Below are 15,432 nucleotides of genomic sequence, written 5' to 3'. Positions count from 1 at the left end.
TCGCGCCGTCAATCGTCGGCGAGCGCGCGCGCCAGGAGGTCGCGGACGGCGATCAGTTCCGCCGACGCCGGCATCGCCGCCAGCGGCGACGATGGCTGAGCCGCCACGGCAGACTCGCGCGCCAGCAATTGCTGGACGCCCTTGATCGTATAGCCATCGCGGTTGAGCAGACGGTCGATCCGCTCGACCAAGGCGACGTCCTCCGGCCGGTAATAGCGACGGTTGCCCGCGCGCGTCACCGGCCGAAGTTGGGGAAAGCGCCCTTCCCAATAACGCAGGATATGCGGCGCGAGGCCGGTCGCCAGCGCGACCTCGCCGATGGTGCGAAACGCGGCGGCGGATTTACTGTCCGACGCCAACGGGCTCAGCCTGCGCCGACGATGCGGTCGCGCATCATCTGGCTGGCGCGAAAGGTCAGGACGCGGCGCGGCGCGATCGGTACCTCGACGCCGGTCTTGGGATTGCGTCCGATACGTTCGCCCTTGTCGCGCAGCACGAACGTGCCGAAGCCGGAAATCTTCACGTTCTCGCCCTCGGCAAGCGCACCGCACATATGGTCCAGGATCTGCTCAACGAACCGCGCCGAATCGGCACGGGAAAGCCCCACCTGCTTGTGAAGCGACTCCGCCAGATCTGCGCGCGTCAACGTACCTGCTTGCATCATCGAGCTGCCCTAGCCCCCGAAAAGGTTCAGTAATTCCCCTCCGTTATCGAGCCAGCCTCGACTTGTCGATGCGGCCGGAATCACGGGTCACATCCGGACGACGGCCGCTCCCCACGTGAATCCGCCGCCCATCGCCTCTAGAACGACGATATGCCCGGGCTGGATTCGACCGTCGCGTACGGCCTGATCCAGGGCCAGCGGTACCGACGCGGCGGACGTGTTGGCATGCTGATCGACAGTGACCACAACCCGTTCAGAAGGCAGGGAAAGCTTGCGTGCCGTCGCGTCCAGTATCCGCGCATTTGCCTGATGCGGAACGACCCAATCGACCTTGTCGGCAACCAGCCCGGCGGCCCTCAAGGCCTCCTCCATGACCGCCGCCAGATTGACGACCGCGTGGCGAAAGACCTCCCGACCCTTCATCCGCAGCTTGCCCACCGTCCCGGTCGTGGACGGTCCGCCATCGACATAAAGCAACCCATTATGGCGACCATCGGCGTGCAGCCGCGTCGCCAGGATGCCGCGGGCGGCGGGATCGCCGACATCATCGGCGGTGTCGCGCGACTCCAGCACGATCGCTCCGGCGCCATCGCCAAACAGCACGCAGGTCGCCCGATCTTCCCAGTCGAGGATGCGGCTGAACGTCTCGGCGCCGATGACCAGCGCACGGGTGTGCGCGCCGGCTCGGATCATGCTGTCGGCGACCTGCACCGCATAGAGGAACCCCGAGCAGACGGCCGCCACGTCGAACGCGACGCAATCGTCGATCCCCAGCATCGCCTGCACCTTGGTGGCGGTGGCCGGAAAGGTGTTGTCGGGGGTGGCGGTAGCGAGGACGATCAGGTCGATATCACCCGCCGCCAGTCCGGCCGCGGCGAGCGCGGCGATGGCGGCATCACGCGCCAGCGTCGCGGTCGTCTCGCCCTCGCCCGCAATGTGTCGGAAGCGGATACCGGTGCGCTCGACGATCCACTCGTCGGAGGTGTCGACCTGCTCTGCCAGTTCGGCATTGGAGACGCGGCGGGCGGGAAGCGCAGCTCCCGTCCCCGTCAGCACGGCACGGATCATGCGGCCGCCTTTGCTTCGAAGTGGCGCAGGTCTTCGATGATGCGCCGGGTCAGGTCGGCACGGACCATCTTGGCAGCATTGCCGATCGCGGTCGCCACCCCGCGCTCGTTGGCGCTACCATGGCTCTTCACGACCAGCCCGTTCAGGCCCAGGAAGACCGCGCCGTTGTGGTTGTTCGGATCGAGATGATCGCGCAGCAGCTCGGTCGCCGGGCGCGAGATCAGGAAGCCGATCTTCGAGCGTGCCGAACTGCGGAACGCGCGCTTCAGCAGGTCGGCGACGAAACGCGCCGTACCCTCGGCGGTCTTGAGCGCGATATTGCCCGAGAAGCCGTCGCACACGATCACGTCATGCTGCCCGCGCGACAGGCGATCGCCCTCGACGAATCCTTCGAAGCGCATCGGCAGGTGCGGCGCGGCGCGCAGCATCTGCGCGGCGTCGCGAATCTCCTCGGTGCCCTTCTGGTCCTCGCTGCCGATGTTGAGCAGCGCGACCCGCGGCGAATCGAGCTCCAGCGTGGTACGTGCATAGGCCGCGCCCATGACCGCGAACTGCACCAGGTTGCGCGCGTCGCATTCGGTATTCGCGCCGAGATCGAGCATGACGACGTCGTTGTCACCCAGCGTCGGCAGCAGCGCGGCAAGCGCCGGTCGGTCGATCCCGCGCATGGTCCGAAGCGACAGCTTGGCCATCGCCATCAGCGCGCCGGTATTGCCGGCGGACACCGCGGCGGCGGCGCGCCCCTGCTTCACGCAGTCGATCGCCACTCCCATCGACGTGGTCTTGGCACGCCGAATCGCCTGGCTCGGCTTCTCGTCGCCCGCGATCACGTCGGGGGCGTGGACGATCTCGGAATGCTGCGACAGGTTCGGGTGATTCTTCAGCCCGTCCCGGATCGCCGCCTCGTCGCCGACCAGCAGATAGTTGACGTCGTCATACTGGCGGCACGCACGCGCCACCCCGGCCAGCATCACCGCCAGCCCCTCGTCACCGCCCATCGCGTCGACGGCGATCCGGGACCTGTCGGACATCACTGGATCACGCTCCCGACGCTACACCTGTACCCGGACGGGCTTCGGCCGACATGCCTGTACCCGTCAAGGATCAGGCGTCGACCGCGATGACCTCGCGACCGTTGTAGTGACCGCAGGCGGTGCACAGGTTGTGCGGGCGCTTCAGCTCGCCGCAGTTCGGGCATTCCTGGAACGCCTCGACCGAGAGCGCATCGTGCGCGCGGCGCATGCCACGGCGGGAGGGAGAGGTCTTTCGCTTGGGGACGGCCATCGTGGCACCTTGATCTGTCTAGTATTTCATAGGAGCGACGAGCCGATGCACGGCGCCGCGCGGACGATGCGAGCACCGGCCGCGGCAGGCAGCCGGGCATCGGCTCGCATCGCGAAGCCCCGCGCCTATAGCCATTTTCGCGCAGGTTGCAAGCAAAGCCGGTCACACCATCCTCCCACCGCTCAACGCGCGAGCGTCGTCGCGGTGCCACTAGGCGGAGAGCGCCCGGTCGCTGACGAACATATTGTGGGCGCGCTCGTGCGCGAAGGTGCTGGGCTGCCCGTGCCCCGGGATGAACGCAGTATCGTCGCCCAGCGGCCACAGCTTGGTCACGATCGATTCGATCAGCTGCGGGTGGTTGCCCTGCGGCATGTCGGTGCGCCCGACCGAACCCTGGAACAGCACGTCGCCCACCTGCGCGAATCGCGACGGGGCATGGTGGAAGATGACATGCCCGGCGGTGTGCCCGGGCGTGTGATACACGTCGAGCGTCAGGTCGCCGATCGTTACCGTATCGCCATCGACCAGCCAGCGATCGGGCTCGACCACGACGCCGCGGATGCCCCATTGCCGCCCGTCCTCGTCCAGCCGCGCCAGCCAGAAGCGATCGTCCTCGTGCGGTCCCTCGATCGGCACACCCAGTTGCTCGGCGAGCGGCCCCGCCTCGCCCGCATGGTCGATATGGCCGTGCGTCAGCAGGATCTTCTCGACGGTCACCCCCGCCTTTTCGATCGCCGCCAGGATGCGGGGCAGGTCGCCGCCGGGATCGACCACCGCGGCCTTCTTCGTCGCCGTACACCAGATCAGCGTGCAATTCTGCTGGAGCGGGGTGACTGGGATGACGGCGGCGCGCAACGGGGTGTCGATCATTCGGGAAAGCTCCTGCCCGGTCGCGGGGTACCGGCGGTGCTAGCTTCGACCTTTGTCGGAAGCAACGCGACTTGCGGGCGCGGCGACGCGCGGGCATCAAGATGCCGATGCACCTCGCTGCTCCCTTCGTCCTGCTTCAAGACGCCAGGTCGGGCAGCAATGCCGCAAGATTGTACACCCGGCCGGCCCGCATCCTGGTCGCCAACGCGCCTGCGGAGGTCCCGGGCGTCCTGTCGGCGATCCGCGAATGGACAGGCGCGGCGGCGGGGTTCCTGTCGTACGGTGCGGGTGCCGGGTTCGAGCCGGCCGCGGCGGTCGCCGAGGCGGGCCCGACGCCGCTGGCGTGGTTCGGCTTGTTCGACGGGCATGAGGACGTTGCTGACGTCGACGCGGTGCTTCCCGATCCCGCGGGCGCCTGGACCGGCACGCCCGCGCCGGAGCCGTCGCGCGCCGACTATGCCGCGATGTTCGACGCGACGCAGGCGCTGATCCGCGCGGGCGACATCTACCAGCTGAACCTCACCTTCCGGGCGCGTGTGCCGTTCCTGGGCGATCCGCTGGCGCTGTTCGCCGGGCTGCGGCGCACGTCGGGTGCGAAATGGAGCGCGCTGGTCGCGACGGGGACGCAGACGCTGCTGTCGCTGTCGCCGGAATTGTTCTTCACCTGCGACGGCGACGCGCTGACCAGCCGCCCGATGAAGGGCACGGCGCGCCGCCATCCCGATCCCGCGATCGATCTGGCGGTGGCGCGGACGCTGGCGCAGGACAGCAAGCAGCGCGCCGAGAATCTGATGATCGTCGACCTGATGCGCAACGACCTGTCGCGCGTCGCCGTGCCGGGCAGCGTCGCGGTGCCCGAGCTGTTCACCGTCGAACGCTATCCGACCGTGCACCAGCTGACCTCGACCGTGACCGCGACGCTGGCACCGGGACGCGACGCCGTCGACGTGCTCCAGGCCTTGTTCCCGTGCGGGTCGATCACCGGCGCGCCGAAGGTCCGCGCGATGCAGGCGATCGCCACGATCGAGCGCGGATCCCCCCGCGGCGCCTATACCGGCGCGATCGGCCGCATCGATGCCGACGGCTCGGCGGCGTTCAACGTCGCGATCCGCACGCTGACGATCGACCACGGCGCGGACCATGCCACGATCGGGATCGGCGGCGGGATCGTCGCCGATTCGCGCGTCGAGGACGAATGGGACGAGGCGATGGCCAAGGCGGTGTTCCTGGCTGGCGCGCAGCATCGCTTCGACCTGCTGGAGACGATGGCGTTCGACCCCGACGAGGGGCTGTTGCACATCGACCGCCATATCGAGCGCCTTCGCACGAGCGCCGCGATCCTGGGCTTCACCTTCGACCGGCACGATGCCCGCAACGAATTGCAGGCCGCGACCTTCCGGCTGCGCAAGCCGGCGCGCGTGCGGTTGATGGCGTCGCAGACGGGACGGATCGCGATCGAGGTCGCCGCGCGCCCGCCTGCCCCCGATCGCCCGCTGCGCGTGGCGGTGGCGCCGCTGCCGGTCGGCGAGCGCGACTGGCGGCTGCGCCACAAGACCAGCGATCGGCGCTTCTACGACGCGGCCCGCGCGGCCAGCGGCGTCGACGAGGTGGTGTTCGTCGCCCCGGACGGCCGCCTGACGGAGGGCAGCTTCACCAACCTGTTCGTGCTGCGTGACGGCACGCTGGTCACCCCGCGTGCCGGCCCCTTGCTGCCGGGCGTGCTGCGCGGCGCGCTGCTCGACGAAGGCCGCGCGATCGAGGGCGACCTGACGCCCGACGACCTGAGCGACGGGTTCTTCGTCGGCAATGCGTTGCGCGGGCTACTTCCAGCCGTGTGCGCGGTTGCACAATGAGCCGCCGCGTCGCATAGGCGCACGCGCTTCCCATAGAAGGCGCCGACCATGCACACCTCCGCCGCGCTCGACCGCATCAATCCCTCGCCGACGCTGGCGATCACCAGCCGCGTGCTGGAATTGAAGCGTGCCGGGGTCGACGTGATCGGGCTGGGCGCCGGCGAGCCGGACTTCGACACGCCCGACTTCGTCAAGGACGCCGCGATCGAGGCGATCCGCGCGGGCAAGACGAAATATACGAACGTCGACGGCACCGCGGAGCTGAAGGAGGCGATCGTCGCCAAGTTCAAGCGCGACAACCGCCTCGACTATACGCCGGCGCAGATCAGCGTGAACGTCGGCGGCAAGCATACGCTCTTCAACGCGCTCGTCGCGACGCTCGACGCCGGCGACGAGGTGATCGTGCCCGCGCCGTACTGGGTCAGCTATCCGGACGTCGTGCAGTTCGCGGGCGCGACCCCCGTGATCGTCGCGGCGGGTGCGGATGTCGGCTACAAGCTGACGCCCGACATGCTGGAGGCGGCGATCACGCCGCGCACCAAGTGGGTGATCCTCAACTCGCCGTCGAACCCGACCGGGGCCGCCTATACCGCCGACGAACTCAAGGCGCTCGGCGCGGTGCTGGAGCGGCATCCGCACGTCTGGATCTTCGCCGACGATATGTACGAGCATATCGTCTACGACGGCTTCCGCTTCGCGACGATCGCCGAGGTATGCCCGTCGCTCTACGAGCGCACGCTGACCGTCAACGGCTGTTCGAAGGCCTATGCGATGACCGGGTGGCGGATCGGCTTCGCGGCCGGCGCGCCATGGCTGATCAAGGCGATGGCCAAGCTCCAGTCGCAGTCGACGAGCAACCCGTGCTCGATCGCGCAGGCCGCGGCGACGGCGGCGCTGACCGGCGACCAGTCGTTCCTGAAGGAGCGCGCCGCCGCGTTCCAGGTCCGCCGCGACCTGGTGGTCAACATGCTCAACGCCGCCGAGGGCATCACCTGTCCCAAGCCGGAAGGCGCCTTCTACGTCTATCCGGACGTGTCGGGCGTGATCGGCAAGGCGACTCCGGCGGGCAAGCGCATCGAGACCGACAGCGATTTCGTCGGCTATCTGCTCGACGATGCGAAGGTCGCGGCGGTGCAAGGCGTGGCGTTCGGCGTCTCGCCCGCGATGCGGATCAGCTATGCGACGTCGGAGGCGCTGCTGACCGAGGCGTGCCACCGCATTCAGGCTGCCTGTGCCGCGCTGGAATAACGCACTTTTCGAAACGATCGCTTTCCGCACTCCTCATGGTGCGACAGCGTCGCTGTCGTTAAATCGCCGATGAACGATCGTCCCAGCCGCCGTTCAGGCGCGCGGGGCGATGATGGCTCCATCGTCGCTGCGGCTCGGGCCCGGCGGCGATGCGAGACAACAGGCAAAGAGAGACCAGGAATGACCCGCTTCATCACGTCGAGCTTCGCATGGCAGTTCGCCGGTGGCTTCGTGCTGGGTGCGCTGGGCATGATGGCCGCCCATGTCACCCAATCGGAAGCGCCGGCCAACGCCTATGCGGCGACCGCGACGCACGCCGCCCGTTGATCCAGGCGCATTGACCCGGGTCCGCTGATCCGGCCGCGCTGCTCTGGCGGAGCGGCCAGCGCCGCCCCATATCCTGGCCATGATCCGCATTTCCGCCACGCTCGCGGCATTGCCGCTCCTCCTTGCCGCCTGCGGCACCGCGCAGGCCGAGCGCGCCGTGCCGATCCCCGCCGCCGCGCGCGACGTATCGCCGTCGGCTGGGTTGCAGACGGCGGTACTCGCCGGCGGGTGCTTCTGGGGCATGGAGGCGGTGTTCCAGCAGGTGAAGGGGGTGCGCGATGTGGTGGCCGGCTATGCCGGCGGCACCGCGCAAACCGCCAACTATGGCGCGGTCAGCAGCGAAACGACCCGCCACGCCGAGGCGATCCGCATCACCTACGATCCGCGCATCGTCAGCTATGCCACGCTGCTGCGCGTCTATTTCTCGATCGCGCACGATCCGACGCAGCTGAACCGACAGGGCCCGGACAGCGGCACCAGCTATCGCTCGGCGATTTTTCCGCAGACGCCCGAACAGCGCGCCGTCGCCGCTGCCTATATCGCGCAGCTCGGCAACGCCCACGCCTTCCCGCGGCCGATCGTCACCCGGATCGAGGCCGGCCGGTTCTACCCGGCCGAGGATTACCACCAGGACTTCTTCCGCAAGAACCCGACGCATCCGTATATCGTGCGCTGGGACAAGCCGAAGGTCGCCGGATTCCGGGCGGGATTTCCGCAGCTGGCGATGCGATAAAGCGTTCGACTGCGGCCGACAGCGCCGACGCCCCACCGTTCGCGCGAGCCTTTCGAAGGTGGTCCTGAGCGTCGCCGAAGAGCACATAACCCCGGTAACGCGCTTTGACACGCGCAGGGCGAGCGGGTGATGTTGCCGCGCACTCAATCCAGCGCGCGCGCCTCCTCGACCAGCAGCACCGGCACCCCGTCGCGCACCGGGTAAGCGACCCGTGCCGCCTCCGAAACCAGCTCCGCCCGCTCGGCGTCATACCGCAACGGCGTGCGCGTGGCCGGACAGACCAGCCGCTCCAGCAACCACGGATCGATCGTCATTGCAGCGTGACCCGGTCCTCGCCGTCGTGACGGCCGAAGAACTGCATCAGCTGCACCAGTAACTCGGCCCGCGCGGCGAGATCGGGCGCCTCCAGCAGCGCCTGCTTCGCCGCGACATCGAACGGCGCGATCTGCGCGATGCCGTTGACGAGACTGGTGTCGTCGAGCCGCCCGACCGACTTCCAGTCGACCGCATAGCCATGCGCCTCGGCGAAGCGCCGCGATTCCATCTCCAGCGAGGCACGCGCGCCGAGCGCCAGCGTCTCGTCGGCAGCGACGGGCAGCAGCTCCGCCTCGACCTGCCGGAACGGCGTCGTCACCACCAGCTCGCGGCGAACCCGGAACAGCGACAATCCTTGCAGGATCACATTGTAGCGGCCGTCGTCCAGCGCCTCGACCTCGGCGATCCGCCCGACACAGCCGATGTCGAACAATTCGGGCGCCTCCTCGTCACCGATGCCGGGGCGCGGCTGGATCATCGCGATCCGCCGGTCGCGCGCCATCGCATCCGACACCATCGCGCGGTATCGTGGCTCGAAGATGTGCAGCGGCAGGTGCAGCTGCGGGAACAACAGCGCACCCGGCAACGGGAAGATCGAGAGCCGCGTGGTATCGGTCATCCGAACAGGATCGCCGACAGCTTGCGGCGCTGCGCCGACACCCACGGATCCTCCAAGCCGACGACCTCGAACAGCTTGAGCAGCTGCTGCCGCGCGGCGCCGTCGCTCCAGTCGCGATCCGCCGCGACGATCGACAGGAAACCGTCCGCCGCCGCATCGCGCTGCCCCGCCGCCATGCGCGCGTTGGCGAGGTCGTAGCGTGCCTGAAGATCATCCGGATCGGCCGCGACCGCCGCCTCCAGCGGGGCGAGATCGTCCACCGCCGGTGCCGACTTCGCGAGCGCGAGTGCCGAGGCGGCGCGCGCCACGTCGGGCAGCTTTGCCACATCCTCGGGCAACGCCGCGATCGCCGCTTCGGCGTCGTCGACCTGCCCCGCCGCGACCAGCGCGCGGATCCGCCCCGCGAGCACTGCCGGGTGATCGGGCGCCATCTCCGCCAATTGGTCGAAGATCGACAGCGCGCGCACCGCATCGCCCTCGGCCAGCACCTGCTCGCCCATCGCGATCAGCGGCTCCAGCTCGGCCTCCTGCGACTGCGCCGCGCCGCTGATCGGCAATTGGCGCAGCAGTTGATCGAGCATCTGCTTGAGCTGCGATTCGGTCCGCGCGGGCGTCAGGTCCGCGACCAGCTGTCCCTGGAACATCGCATAGACGGTCGGGATCGACCGAATCTGGAATTGTGCGGCGATGAACTGGTCCTTGTCGGTGTCGACCTTGGCCAGCACGACGCCCTTGTCGGCATAATCCGCCGCGACCTTGTCCAGCACCGGTCCCAGCGCCTTGCACGGCCCGCACCATTCCGCCCAGAAATCGACGATCACGAGCTGCGTCATCGACGGTTCGACGACGCTCGCGCGGAACCGCTGGACGGCTTCCTTCTCTGCCGGTGACATGCCTAACGTGGCCAAGGGGGCACTCCTGCAATTGCTCGCCCCCTTATGTGGGATGGCGGCGGGGGATACAAACCCCCCGCCGCCGCCAGGTCAGAACGCCGCCGTCAGCGCGAAGACCACCTTGGCATCCGCGATCGAGCCGACGCCGTCCTGCCCACGGCTGAAGCTCGGCTGGAGATACGCCGCCTCGCGATCCGTGATGTTCGTGTCGACATAGGCGACCCCAACGGTCAGCGGCGTGCTGGGGATCGCATAATCGACGCCCAGCAGCCAGTCGGCATAGGCGCCGGTCGGGGCGACGCTGGTCGCGAACGGCCCCAGGCCCTTGTTGCCGCTCGACGCGCCGATATGCGCCTTGGCGGTCAACCCGGTGTTGGGGATCGCCGCCGCCGCGTCGCCCCAGACGTAGAGGTTGTCGCCCTTCGCACCCGGCCGATCGTACTCGCCGTTCGCCGCCGAGGTACCGTTGGCCTACCAGGCACCCAGTGCCTCCTGCTTGGGGGCGTAGGCGACGCCCGCGGTCAGGCTGACCGGCCCGGCGGTGCCCGACAGCTTGACGTACGGCTCGATGAAGTCGGTGTTGTCGAAACCGCCCGGGTACATGTACCAGGTGGCACCGACGTCGAGCGTACCGCCGTCACCGACCGGGAATTTATAGCCCGCGATCAGATCGAGCTCCATGTTCGCGCCGCCGAACGTGCCCCAGCCGGCCAGGTTCGAGCCCCAGGTGCCGATATAGACACCGCTTTCGTGCGCGATCGTGAAACCGCCCTGCACCGCCAGGTTCTCGTCGGACTGCGAGACGCCGCGGAAGCGATAGTCGCTGACCAATCCGACCGAGCCGGACACCGTCACCGGCTTCGGCGGCGCTTCCTCCTGCGCGGCGGCGGGAACGGCGGCCAGCGCCAGCATGGCGGCGGGGAGAAGAAATGCGTACTTCATGGAACCTCCTGATGGAAAGAGGCTCCTCCTGCTTGCGGTCCGCTTCGCTCTCTCCCGCTACATGCAGCGGAAGGGCGTGGGCTGGTCCACCCTTCCGAGGTATCCGCGCCGCATTGCAGCAATGTGTCTGTTTGGTATCAAAACATTGCCAACGAGGACGATCAGTGACGATCCTCGGTCAGTGTGGCGATCCGGCCACGCGCGCCGGTCACCTCCACCGCCTGCCCCGAGGCACGGCGGCGCTGGAACCAGTCGCGCAGCATCTCGGCGGTGGTGTGGTCGACCGCGTCGAGCCGCGAGGCGTCGATTGTCACGCGGGTATCGGCGGGCACGCGGTCCAGCGTTTCCGCCAGCTTGGGAAGCGTTACGAAGGTCGCCGTGCCATCCAGCGTGATCGCGTGGGTATCCGCCTCGGTGCCCTCGTACACCCGCAACCGCAGCCGGTGCAGGTTCGGGATCAGCTCCAGCATCGTCAGCCCGATCCCGACCAGCACGCCGGTCAGCAGGTCGGTCGACACGACGGTGATCAGCGTCGCGGCCCAGATCAGCACCGGCAGCACGCCATAGTCGCGGAACAGGTGCGTGGCGTGCTTGACGCTGACCAGCCGGAAGCCGGTGACGACCAGGATCGCGCCCAGCGCCGCCATCGGTATCAGCTTCAGCACGAACGGCAGCGCCGCGACGAAGCTGAGGATCCAGACGCCGTGGAGGATCGCCGACAGCCGCGTCGCCGCGCCCGCCTGGACGTTGGCGGAACTGCGCACGATCACGCCGGTCATCGGCAGCGCGCCCGCGAACCCGCACAGCAGGTTGCCGACACCCTGCGCGCGCAATTCCTTGTTATAGTCGGTACGCACGCCGTTGTGCATCTTGTCGACCGCCGCCGCCGACAGCAACGTCTCGGCCGAGGCGATGAAGGCGATCGCCACCGCCGCGGCGATCACCGCCGGATCGAGCAGCCGCGCGAACGCGTTCCCGGATGGCGGCGCGACCGCGGCGAAGATCGAATCGGGCACCTGGACGCGCGCGACCTCGACGCCGAGCAGCAACGCCACGATCGTACCGACGAGCACCCCGACCAGCGCGCCCGGCATCAGCCGCAGCGCGGCGGGGCGGAACTTCTCCCAGCCGACCATCGCCGCAATCGTCACGACGCCGATCAGGAAGGCGAACTCGCTGACCTGAAGATTGGTCGGCGACAGGCCGAGCATCCGGCTGGGCATCGCCGCCAGGTTCTGCAGCCCGCTCGGCAGGGGCCGGTGGTCGAACAGCACGTGGAACTGCCCCACCACGATCAGCACACCGATGCCGGCGAGCATGCCGTGGACCACCGCGGGCGAAATGGCCTTGAACCAGCCGCCGAGCCGGAACACGCCTGCCGCGACCTGCACCGCACCCGCGACCACCAGGATCGGACCCAGCGCGGACAAGCCCTGGTCGCGCACCAGCTCGTAGACGATCACCGCCAGCCCGGCCGCCGGGCCGCTGACCTGCAACGGCGAACCGGCGAGCGCACCGACGACGATCCCGCCGATGATGCCGGTGATCAGCCCTTTCTCGGCCGGCACGCCGGAGGCGATCGCGATCCCCATGCACAGCGGCATGGCGACCAGGAAGACGACGATCGACGAGGTCAGGTCGCGCCCCAGCAGCGGGATCGACGGGACGGAAATGCCCGGGCGGGTCGCCGCCGCTGGCTGGGCGGGAGGGCCGCTGGCCATTACGCGTGCACCTTCCAGCGGGTACCCGTCGCCTGCACCAGCGACGCGGGCACGCCCTCCGCGCCGCGCTTGCCTCCCCTGACCACGTCCGTTCTCCCTGTCCTAATCGTCCAGGGCCTACGGCCGACTTCTTTCCGCCGTGCGGCGCGTACGTGTCATTTCGTGTCTTGCGGCGGCAGCGCGATCGCGGCGCGCAGTCCGCCGTCTTGGCGGTTCTCCAACGTCAGCACGCCGCCCTCGGCCGACACGGCCAGCTGGACGATCGAGAGACCCAGCCCGAACCCCACCGTGTCGCGCGCCCGCGCCGGATCGAGCCGTACGAACGGCTCCAGCACATGGTCGAGCTCGTCGTCCGGTATCCCCGGTCCGTCGTCCTCGACGCAGATCGTCACGCCCGGCCGGTCGGTCAGCAGCGTGATCGTCACCTCGTCGCCGTAATGCAGCGCATTCTCGACCAAATTGACCAGCGCACGCTTGAAGCCGACGCGTCGCAGCCGCCATTCGACATGGTCCGGACCGACATAGGTCGCGATCCGCCCGCGATCCTCGGCATCGTCGGCCAGCGTCGCGCACAGCACCGCCAGATCGACCACGCTCGCCGGCTCCGGCTCGGCCGATCCGCCCAGGAACGCGAGCAGCGAGGTGATCATCGCCTCCATCTCCGCCACGTCGCGCGCGATCGCGTCGCGCGTCTCGTCGTGCGGCAGCCCCTCGGTGCGCAGGTGAAGCCGGGCCAGCGGCGTGCGCAGGTCGTGGCCGACCGCGGCCAGCGCCTGCGTCCGCCCCGCGATCAGCGCCTGGATGCGGTCCTGCATGCGGTTGAAGGCGGTGATCACGCGCCGCACCTCGCCCGGTCCGTCCTCCTCCACATGCTCGACTGCCCCGTGCCCGACCCGATCCGCCGCGGTCGCCAGTCGGCGCAGCGGCAGCAGCACGCGCCGCAGCAGCAATCCACCCAACAGCATCAGCGCGATCGCCGGCACCATGGCCAGCGCGATCCGCTCGAACGACAGATTGAGATTGGCGATCGGCTGGCGCGTGCGAAAGAACAGCCAGCTGCCGTCCGACAGTCGCAAGCCCCCCGTCACCACAGAGCGGCGGCCCGGCGATTGCAAGCGCAGCCACAGATCGGTCGCGGCCAGCGACGGCTCCCACTCGATCACCTGCCGCTGCATCTCGTTGAGCGCCGGGGCGATCGGAGGGATCGTCGGCAGCGTCGCGCTCCATTGCAGCGCGTATCGGTCGGTGGTCAGCTCCGCGGCCATCGCCGAGCGCTCCTCGGGCGGGCGTTCGGCGATCAGGCGACGGCTGATGACCAGATGCTCGGCGAGCCGGTTCGCTTCGTCGTCGCGCACCGCGAAGCTGCTCGCGCGTTCATAGAGCAACGTGCTGGCGCCGAACTCGATCACCAAGGTGAGCAGGAGGATCGCCAGCACCTGCCCCAGCAGGCCGACCGCCGGACGGCGCAGGAAGGTCATGCGGCCGGCGGGCGCGGAAACGTCACGCGGTCAGGCGCGCTCGACCGGCGCGTTGAGCATGTAGCCGACCCCGCGCACCGTCACGATCGGTGCCGGCGCACCTGCCCCGCCCAGCTTGCGGCGCAGGCGGCTGACGAGCACGTCGATCGAGCGGTCCGAACTGTCGCCCAGCCGCGTGCGGCTGAGCTCGATAAGCCGCTCGCGCGCGATCACGCGCTGTGCGTGATCGGCAAGCACTACGAGGAGGTCGAACTCCGCGCCGGTCAGGTCGACGATCGCGCCGCTCGGCGACGACAGCTCGCGGCGCGGCAAATTGACGGTCCAGCCGTCGAAGGTCAGCACGCCCTGATCACCCGCCCCCGCGCGGCGATCGAGCGCCGGGCGGCGCAGCACCGCACGCACCCGCGCCACCAGCTCGCGCGTCCCGAACGGCTTGGCGATATAATCGTCCGCCCCCAGCTCCAGCCCGACGACGCGGTCGGTCTCGCTGGCGCGCGCCGACATGAAGATGATCGGGACGTCGCTTTTCTGGCGCAGCGAGCGACACAGGTCGATCCCACTGGTTCCGGGCAGCATGATGTCGAGCAGCACGAGGTCGACCGGCCCGGAATCGAGCGCCAGCCACATCTCCGGCGCGGCCGACGCGGGGCGGACGGCGAAACCGTTCTCCTGCAATGCGCGCGCGGTGAGCATACGGAGCGACGGATCGTCCTCGACAAGCAGGATCGTGGGGGCGGTCATGCCCTCACGACCTAGGGTCCGGACCGGGGCGGGTCAATTCGGCATGAAAAACGTCGGTGGCTGCGAAAAAGCTGTTGCGGGGTGCAAACACCGCCGCTAATGGCACCACCTCACCCGGCGGGAGCGCTTCACACGCTTCCGGTCACGGCGCCAGAGCGGGCGTAGCTCAGGGGTAGAGCACAACCTTGCCAAGGTTGGGGTCGAGGGTTCGAATCCCTTCGCCCGCTCCAGTTTCCACCATCACCGAACATATCGCCACGGGGCCGGACGACTTTCGTTCAGGGGCCGGGCCGCATATCGTGCGCATGGCGTCGGTTCGGCGCGCGGATGGAGGGTGAGCGATGATCGTCTTAGGCATGCTGGGCGCGATGTCCGCCGACCCGTCGCGGGTCGATCGTCCATCGGTTCTGCCGCCGCTGCATCCGCCCCGCGGCGAACGATCCGCTGCGCCGGGTGCCGCCTGCGCGATCAAGGGCGTGGTGCCGGGCAGGCCACTACCGGGCAAATGGCTGCGCGCGCGGCTCGACCCGACCAAGCTGCGCATTCTGCGCCCCGGCGATCAGGCGACGATGGATTTCATTCCCACGCGCCGCAACATCCACATCGACCGCGACGGCAACGTTACCCACATCACCTGCGGCTAGCATGCGGGCGGTGACGGCGGGCGGGCGGCACG

17 protein-coding genes, 1 tRNA gene and 1 pseudogene are annotated in these 15,432 nt (G+C 68.9%); 6 read left to right on the top strand and 13 right to left on the bottom strand.

Translation table 11 applies throughout. From position 1 onward, the window contains the following. Nucleotides 1-8: 8 nt before the first annotated feature. From J2Y58_RS10760 to J2Y58_RS10735, 6 genes are all read right to left on the bottom strand, one after another. Nucleotides 9-359 carry a MerR family transcriptional regulator gene (locus J2Y58_RS10760; RefSeq protein ID WP_310102720.1) on the bottom strand — a complete coding sequence of 117 codons (351 nt, stop codon included), beginning with the start codon at nucleotides 357-359 and terminating at the stop codon, nucleotides 9-11. A gap of 5 nt (nucleotides 360-364) precedes the next feature. Further along, nucleotides 365-664 carry an integration host factor subunit alpha gene (locus tag J2Y58_RS10755; protein WP_310102717.1) on the bottom strand — a complete coding sequence of 100 codons (300 nt, stop codon included), beginning with the start codon at nucleotides 662-664 and terminating at the stop codon, nucleotides 365-367. An 87-nt stretch (nucleotides 665-751) separates the two neighbouring features. Further along, on the bottom strand, nucleotides 752-1,732 hold the full coding sequence (locus J2Y58_RS10750; protein WP_310102715.1) for a beta-ketoacyl-ACP synthase III: 981 nt from the start codon (nucleotides 1,730-1,732) through the stop codon (nucleotides 752-754). Next, nucleotides 1,729-2,763, bottom strand: coding sequence for a phosphate acyltransferase PlsX (plsX, locus tag J2Y58_RS10745; protein ID WP_310102713.1), 1,035 nt, complete (start codon nucleotides 2,761-2,763; stop codon nucleotides 1,729-1,731). The genes J2Y58_RS10750 and plsX overlap by 4 nt, the downstream gene beginning before the upstream one ends. Before the next feature lie 73 nt (nucleotides 2,764-2,836). After that, nucleotides 2,837-3,016: a 50S ribosomal protein L32 gene (gene rpmF / locus J2Y58_RS10740; RefSeq protein WP_028967316.1), complete on the bottom strand. Its 180-nt coding sequence runs from the start codon at nucleotides 3,014-3,016 to the stop codon at nucleotides 2,837-2,839. A 210-nt stretch (nucleotides 3,017-3,226) separates the two neighbouring features. Beyond that, nucleotides 3,227-3,886, bottom strand: coding sequence for an MBL fold metallo-hydrolase (locus tag J2Y58_RS10735; protein ID WP_310102709.1), 660 nt, complete (start codon nucleotides 3,884-3,886; stop codon nucleotides 3,227-3,229). 107 nt (nucleotides 3,887-3,993) lie between these two features. Here J2Y58_RS10735 and pabB point away from each other — a divergent pair, with 107 nt between their 5' ends. From pabB to msrA, 4 genes are all read left to right on the top strand, one after another. Further along, nucleotides 3,994-5,739 (top strand): aminodeoxychorismate synthase component I, encoded by a 1,746-nt coding sequence (gene pabB, locus J2Y58_RS10730; protein ID WP_310103067.1) that lies wholly within the window; start codon nucleotides 3,994-3,996, stop codon nucleotides 5,737-5,739. A gap of 48 nt (nucleotides 5,740-5,787) precedes the next feature. Next, on the top strand, nucleotides 5,788-6,987 hold the full coding sequence (locus J2Y58_RS10725) for a pyridoxal phosphate-dependent aminotransferase (RefSeq protein ID WP_310102707.1): 1,200 nt from the start codon (nucleotides 5,788-5,790) through the stop codon (nucleotides 6,985-6,987). 180 nt (nucleotides 6,988-7,167) lie between these two features. Continuing rightward, nucleotides 7,168-7,314, top strand: coding sequence for a hypothetical protein (locus tag J2Y58_RS10720; RefSeq protein WP_310102705.1), 147 nt, complete (start codon nucleotides 7,168-7,170; stop codon nucleotides 7,312-7,314). Between the two features lie 79 nt (nucleotides 7,315-7,393). Then, entirely contained in the window at nucleotides 7,394-8,047 is a 654-nt protein-coding gene (gene msrA / locus J2Y58_RS10715) for a peptide-methionine (S)-S-oxide reductase MsrA (protein WP_310102704.1), read from the top strand. 143 nt (nucleotides 8,048-8,190) lie between these two features. Here the strand turns inward: msrA and J2Y58_RS10710 are convergent, their stop codons facing one another. From J2Y58_RS10710 to J2Y58_RS10680, 7 genes and pseudogenes are all read right to left on the bottom strand, one after another. Continuing rightward, nucleotides 8,191-8,361 (bottom strand): Trm112 family protein, encoded by a 171-nt coding sequence (locus J2Y58_RS10710; protein ID WP_310102702.1) that lies wholly within the window; start codon nucleotides 8,359-8,361, stop codon nucleotides 8,191-8,193. Continuing rightward, nucleotides 8,358-8,981 (bottom strand): LON peptidase substrate-binding domain-containing protein, encoded by a 624-nt coding sequence (locus J2Y58_RS10705; protein WP_310102700.1) that lies wholly within the window; start codon nucleotides 8,979-8,981, stop codon nucleotides 8,358-8,360. Before J2Y58_RS10705 ends, J2Y58_RS10710 begins: the two co-directional genes overlap by 4 nt. Further along, nucleotides 8,978-9,874 carry a tetratricopeptide repeat protein gene (locus J2Y58_RS10700; RefSeq protein WP_310103064.1) on the bottom strand — a complete coding sequence of 299 codons (897 nt, stop codon included), beginning with the start codon at nucleotides 9,872-9,874 and terminating at the stop codon, nucleotides 8,978-8,980. The genes J2Y58_RS10705 and J2Y58_RS10700 overlap by 4 nt, the downstream gene beginning before the upstream one ends. 90 nt (nucleotides 9,875-9,964) lie before the next feature. Further along, nucleotides 9,965-10,816, bottom strand: a pseudogene (locus J2Y58_RS10695) (TorF family putative porin). Nucleotides 10,817-10,977: 161 nt separating this feature from the next. After that, complete coding sequence (locus J2Y58_RS10690; RefSeq protein ID WP_310102698.1) at nucleotides 10,978-12,537, bottom strand: SulP family inorganic anion transporter; 1,560 nt, start codon at nucleotides 12,535-12,537, stop codon at nucleotides 10,978-10,980. A gap of 155 nt (nucleotides 12,538-12,692) precedes the next feature. Beyond that, nucleotides 12,693-14,015 (bottom strand): ATP-binding protein, encoded by a 1,323-nt coding sequence (locus tag J2Y58_RS10685; protein ID WP_310102696.1) that lies wholly within the window; start codon nucleotides 14,013-14,015, stop codon nucleotides 12,693-12,695. A gap of 30 nt (nucleotides 14,016-14,045) precedes the next feature. Beyond that, nucleotides 14,046-14,756 carry a response regulator transcription factor gene (locus tag J2Y58_RS10680; RefSeq protein ID WP_310102694.1) on the bottom strand — a complete coding sequence of 237 codons (711 nt, stop codon included), beginning with the start codon at nucleotides 14,754-14,756 and terminating at the stop codon, nucleotides 14,046-14,048. A 155-nt stretch (nucleotides 14,757-14,911) separates the two neighbouring features. Between J2Y58_RS10680 and J2Y58_RS10675 the strand changes: the two genes are divergently transcribed. After that, nucleotides 14,912-14,986: transfer RNA gene (locus J2Y58_RS10675), tRNA-Gly, on the top strand. A gap of 111 nt (nucleotides 14,987-15,097) precedes the next feature. Then, complete coding sequence (locus J2Y58_RS10670; RefSeq protein WP_310102692.1) at nucleotides 15,098-15,400, top strand: I78 family peptidase inhibitor; 303 nt, start codon at nucleotides 15,098-15,100, stop codon at nucleotides 15,398-15,400. The last annotated feature ends 32 nt before the right edge of the window (nucleotides 15,401-15,432 follow it).

The organism is Sphingomonas sp. BE138, assembly GCF_031456125.1.
Lineage (GTDB): Bacteria > Pseudomonadota > Alphaproteobacteria > Sphingomonadales > Sphingomonadaceae > Sphingomonas.
This window is presented reverse-complemented; position numbering and strand designations above follow the sequence as displayed.

Bases quoted from the DNA above. Each gene is read 5' to 3' on its own strand.
- J2Y58_RS10755 (WP_310102717.1), bottom strand. From the start codon at position 664: ATGATGCAAGCAGGTACGTTGACGCGCGCAGATCTGGCGGAGTCGCTT.
- J2Y58_RS10750 (WP_310102715.1), bottom strand. From the start codon at position 1,732: ATGATCCGTGCCGTGCTGACGGGGACGGGAGCTGCGCTTCCCGCCCGC.
- plsX (WP_310102713.1), bottom strand. From the start codon at position 2,763: ATGTCCGACAGGTCCCGGATCGCCGTCGACGCGATGGGCGGTGACGAG.
- rpmF (WP_028967316.1), bottom strand. From the start codon at position 3,016: ATGGCCGTCCCCAAGCGAAAGACCTCTCCCTCCCGCCGTGGCATGCGC.
- J2Y58_RS10735 (WP_310102709.1), bottom strand. From the start codon at position 3,886: ATGATCGACACCCCGTTGCGCGCCGCCGTCATCCCAGTCACCCCGCTC.
- pabB (WP_310103067.1), top strand. From the start codon at position 3,994: ATGCACCTCGCTGCTCCCTTCGTCCTGCTTCAAGACGCCAGGTCGGGC.
- J2Y58_RS10725 (WP_310102707.1), top strand. From the start codon at position 5,788: ATGCACACCTCCGCCGCGCTCGACCGCATCAATCCCTCGCCGACGCTG.
- J2Y58_RS10720 (WP_310102705.1), top strand. From the start codon at position 7,168: ATGACCCGCTTCATCACGTCGAGCTTCGCATGGCAGTTCGCCGGTGGC.
- msrA (WP_310102704.1), top strand. From the start codon at position 7,394: ATGATCCGCATTTCCGCCACGCTCGCGGCATTGCCGCTCCTCCTTGCC.
- J2Y58_RS10710 (WP_310102702.1), bottom strand. From the start codon at position 8,361: ATGACGATCGATCCGTGGTTGCTGGAGCGGCTGGTCTGTCCGGCCACG.
- J2Y58_RS10705 (WP_310102700.1), bottom strand. From the start codon at position 8,981: ATGACCGATACCACGCGGCTCTCGATCTTCCCGTTGCCGGGTGCGCTG.
- J2Y58_RS10700 (WP_310103064.1), bottom strand. From the start codon at position 9,874: ATGTCACCGGCAGAGAAGGAAGCCGTCCAGCGGTTCCGCGCGAGCGTC.
- J2Y58_RS10690 (WP_310102698.1), bottom strand. From the start codon at position 12,537: ATGGCCAGCGGCCCTCCCGCCCAGCCAGCGGCGGCGACCCGCCCGGGC.
- J2Y58_RS10685 (WP_310102696.1), bottom strand. From the start codon at position 14,015: ATGACCTTCCTGCGCCGTCCGGCGGTCGGCCTGCTGGGGCAGGTGCTG.
- J2Y58_RS10680 (WP_310102694.1), bottom strand. From the start codon at position 14,756: ATGACCGCCCCCACGATCCTGCTTGTCGAGGACGATCCGTCGCTCCGT.
- J2Y58_RS10670 (WP_310102692.1), top strand. From the start codon at position 15,098: ATGATCGTCTTAGGCATGCTGGGCGCGATGTCCGCCGACCCGTCGCGG.